Source organism: Nocardia sp. NPDC003345 (genome assembly GCF_053589395.1).
On the sequence record NZ_JBSFRU010000440.1, the window covers coordinates 1 to 4276 of the forward strand.

Consider the following 4276-nt stretch of genomic DNA (forward strand, 5'->3'; position numbering starts at 1 on the left):
CGGGCCGTGGGTAGATGCGGGCACAGGGCGAGGTCGAACGGTACGTCGAAATCGGGCAGCGGTAGCGGTCCGGTACGACGCAGCGGCGGCTCGGTATGACTGCGGACGCCGCCCGGCCCGGCCAGCCCCTTCCAGAATCCGGATCGCGCCAGCGCCGTGCCCACACCGGTGGGTCCGGCGGGCAGCGAACGCGACCCGGCCGCACCGTTCATATAGCGGTTGGAGCGCATATGCCATTCGTGACCGCCGGACTGCCAGTCCTGCAGGCCCTGGGCGTAGGAGAGGGCCGCCCTCCGCTCGGCCGAATCCAGCCCGTGCTCGTCGAAGAGCACGGGCAGTTCGGTCAGGACGGTGTTCTCGAACTGATGCATCCGGGAGGTCAGCTGATCGTTGACGATATCGGCGGCCTGCTGGGGCGAACATTCGAAGAAACGCTCCACCACCAGGACCCCGTTGTTGACCTCTCCTTCCTGTTCGGTCTCGCGCTGATACGAGAAGATGTCGTTGCGCAGGTGCACCGCGTCGGCGAACGTATCCTTCAGGACCCGCAGCGCGCGCGTGCCCACCAGGCATTCCGGCACCTCGGTGGCGCGCGCGTACTCCACCAGATCCGCCGACCACGGCGCGCCGCCGACCTTGCGGCGCATCTCGATGTAGTCGATCGGGTTCGGCACCCGCGCGGTATTGATATTGCGGAGTTCCCAGACGCAGTCGAGCAGCAGATTGCGGGTGCTCTGGGCGAACCGCTCCCGCCAGCCCGCCGACATCGAGGGCACGGTGCGCGCCCACAGGTCGCCCAGGCCGCGCTCGTCCGGATTCGAGGGTTCGGGCATGGCCTCCGTATCGGCGGGCATGAAGGTGGCCAGCCGGTCGAGATACTCCCGCGCACCGTCCAGATCGCCGGTGCGTTTGAAGGCCTCGAGGAAATGATCGTCGAAATAGAACACCCACGTGTACCAGTCGGTCACGGTGTCGAGGACCGGGGCCGGCGCCTCCGGATGGGTGTAGGCGCACAGGCCCGCGTAGTCCATACCGTCGAAGGCCGCTTCGTCCCAGACCACATCGCCGCCGACGGTATCGCCGAGCATGCCCATCTCGTAGGCCCAGTTCTTGGTGTGTGTGCGAGCAGCTTCCACGTGTGGGTTCAGCCGCGCCGGATGCGCCAGATAGAAGTCGGGCAGTTCGAAGGGTTGCACGAGGTCAGCTTCCGGCGCCGAGCTGGACGTCGTCGAGCAGGCCGAGCGCGTCCGGTACCAGGATCGCCGCCGAGTAGTAGGCGCTGACCAGGTAGGAGATGATCGCCTTGTCGTCGACCCCCATGAAGCGAACGTTGAGGCCGGGCTCGTATTCGTCGGGGATCCCGGTCTGCCGCAGCCCGATCACGCCCTGCGCCGCCTCGCCGGTACGCATCAGCAGGACCGAGGTGGTGCGTTCGGCGGATACGCCGATCTTGTTGCACGGCAGGATCGGCACCCCGCGCCAGGACGGCACCTGGTGGCCGTTCAGATCGGTGGCGGCCGGGTAGATACCGCGACGGCTGCATTCGGCGCCGAACGCGGCGATCGCCTTCGGATGGGCCAGGAAGAACGCGGGTTCCTTCCACACCAGGGCGAGCAGGTCGTCCATATCGTCGGGTGTGGGCGGGCCGGAGCGGGTGCTGAGGCGCTGGCGCGGCGAGGCGTTGTGCAGCAGTCCGAACTCGTGATTGTTGATCATCTCGTCCTCCTGCCGCTCACGCAGGGCCTCGACGGTCAGCCGCAACTGCTGTTCGATCTGGTCCATCGGCTTGTTGTAGAGGTCGGCGACCCGGCTGTGTACTCGCAGCACCGTCTGCGCGACGCTCAACTCGTACTCGCGGGGCGACAGTTCGTAATCGACGTAGGTGCCCGGCAGTACGGGCTCGCCGCGGTGCGCGGACACCACGTCGATGGCGGCCTCACCGTCGTCGGTGGCGCGTCCGGCCTGCGCTTCCTCCGACCGCTGCACCTCCCGGACATGCTCCCGCAGCGCCTCGACCCGATCACCGACCTCGGTCAGGGCGCGCTCGGTCAGCACCAGGACGGTGCAGGCGGTGGCGGCCCGCACCGTGAAATCCCACGGTTCCGGTTCCGCGCCGAGTATCCGTTCGCCGAAGAACCGGCCACCCGTCATGATCTCGAGGGTCGCCGGTTCGCCGTACCGGCCCGTCCCGAGCTTCTCCGCCTTGCCGTGCACGAGCACGACCAGTTCCTGTGCGGGGCGGCCGGCCTCGGCGATGACCTCTCCCGGCTGGAACTGCCGCTCGACGAAACGATCCGCCAGCGCCTGCAGCACGGTGTCGTCGTCGAAATCTCGCAGATGCCGCAGTTCGCGCAGGTCGGCCGCCAGTACCTCGTTGCGCCCCGCGGTGGTGAAGCAGGTGATGAGACCGTCGCCGAGGGTGTAGGTGACCCTCCTGTTCACCCGGTACACGCCGCCGTCGGCCTGCACCCAGGGCAGCAGTTTCAGCAGCCACCGCGAGGTGATGCCCTGCATCTGCGGTACGGATTTGGTGGTGGTGGCGAGATTTCGCGCGGCGTCGGTGCCGAGACTGCGCGGCGCGGCTTCGGTGGATCCGGACATGGGTTCGGCCAGTTCGGTCATGTTTTCTTCCCGTTCGCGGTATTCGGTACGTGCAGAAGCAGTTACGTGCGCTCGGTTGCGGGATGAGTGCGTGCGGACAACGACATCTATCGACGTCGGGCACGAGGTTGGGGAGCCCGAATAGCTATCCCCCGGCTATTGAATGTGGCACCAGCGATGGTAGCCCGGGTATCGCCCGGGGCGCCAGTAGTTCGTACTTATTTGCCTGTGCAGTAGTCAATTTGGTGCTCACCGGTGTACAAGGCGCAATGCCGGCTGTTAGCATCGCGAGCGTGGTCGGGCGGGTGCCGATTTGCTGAAACCGTCACTCCACACCCCGCGTTGCCCACCCGCATCGCGACTACATCATCGACGTATCGACATACGAACTCCAGATGAACAACTCCGTAACCCATTGACGCAGTGTCTCTTTCGATGTACCTCGCGCTTGCCGAAGAGATCGGCACCGGTCCGTTCACCGCTGCGACGACGCGCCGAGGAACGCGCCTGCCCTACCGGAATGTTTGCTGGCGAGAGACCAGCGGTACGCGAGTCACACCGATACCGGGGAGCTTCTCATGACCGGGTTCGACCTCACCGTGATCGACACGAATAGAACGGATCACGCACCGGCCGAACATCTTTCGACCGGTGCTCGGAACCGGTTCGAGGATCGAGCCGACGGGCTCGCGGAGCCGTCGAGCGCGGCGGCCGGTAGCGCCCGTGATCCCCGAACTCGTGGCGCGACAGCGCTATCGGAAGTCGTCCGTCCACACCGGCTGCCACATATGCCAATCGGCGGGATGGGCGGCGATACCGGCGGCGAAGGAGTCGGCCAGCAACTGGGTCGTCCGCGCGACCCCGCCGGCCGTATCGATGGGCGCCCCGACTTCGAACCCCCAGCCGTCCGGGCGGAACCAGCAGTGCACCGGCAGCAGTGGCGCCCCGGTGGCGATGGCCAGCCGGGCCGGACCGGACGGCATCCGGGCCCGCTCACCGAAGAAATCGACCGGCACACCGGTCCCGGACAGATCGCGTTCGCCGAGCAACGCCACCAGACCGCCCCCGCGCAGCCGCGCGGCCAGCTGTTCGAACGGCGGGGTCGCCGCGCCGGTGAGCGGGATGATCTCGAACCCCAGGCCCTCCCGGAACCGGACGAAGCGCCGGTACAGCGAATCGGGCCGGAGCCGTTCGGCCACCACGGTCGGGGTCCCGATCCGTTGTACCACCCACACACCGGCCAGATCCCAGTTGCCGCTGTGCGGCAGGGCCAGCACCACCCCGTGTCCACGATCGGCCGCCGCGCGAATGTGTTCGAGTCCGGTAGCGGCGGATTCGATGGCATCCGCCAGCCGCTCCGGATCCATCGACGGCAGCCGGAATGCCTCGCACCAGTACCGGGCATAGGAACGCAGGCTCTGCCGGACGAGTTCGCCGGGCACCTGATCCGGCGGGCAGCCCACCACCCGGGAAAGATTGCGGCGCAACTGCTCCGGACCACCGCGCCGGGCCGCACGGTCGGCCATCAGTTCGAACGATCGCAACGCCCAGCGCTGCGGGAGAATGCGCACCACCCGCCATCCGGCCGCGTACCCGAGGTCGGCCAACCGCGCCGTCACCGTCATCGCGTCGACGCCACCGAACCGTGGTGGGGGGGGGGGGGGGGGCCCCCCCC

3 protein-coding genes are annotated in these 4276 nt (G+C 67.6%); all 3 read right to left on the reverse strand.

Translation table 11 applies throughout. From position 1 onward, the window contains the following. Window positions 1-1196: terpene synthase family protein (locus ACWDU1_RS30125; protein ID WP_450003658.1), on the reverse strand; the 1196-nt coding region annotated here is incomplete at its 3' end. A 4-nt stretch (window positions 1197-1200) separates the two neighbouring features. Beyond that, window positions 1201-2622, reverse strand: coding sequence for a family 2B encapsulin nanocompartment shell protein (locus ACWDU1_RS30130; RefSeq protein WP_450003659.1), 1422 nt, complete (start codon window positions 2620-2622; stop codon window positions 1201-1203). A 731-nt stretch (window positions 2623-3353) separates the two neighbouring features. Next, the gene (locus ACWDU1_RS30135) at window positions 3354-4226 is read right to left on the reverse strand and encodes a phosphatidylinositol mannoside acyltransferase (RefSeq protein WP_450003661.1); all 873 of its coding nucleotides are present in this window, start codon (window positions 4224-4226) and stop codon (window positions 3354-3356) included. Between the last annotated feature and the right edge of the window lie 50 nt (window positions 4227-4276).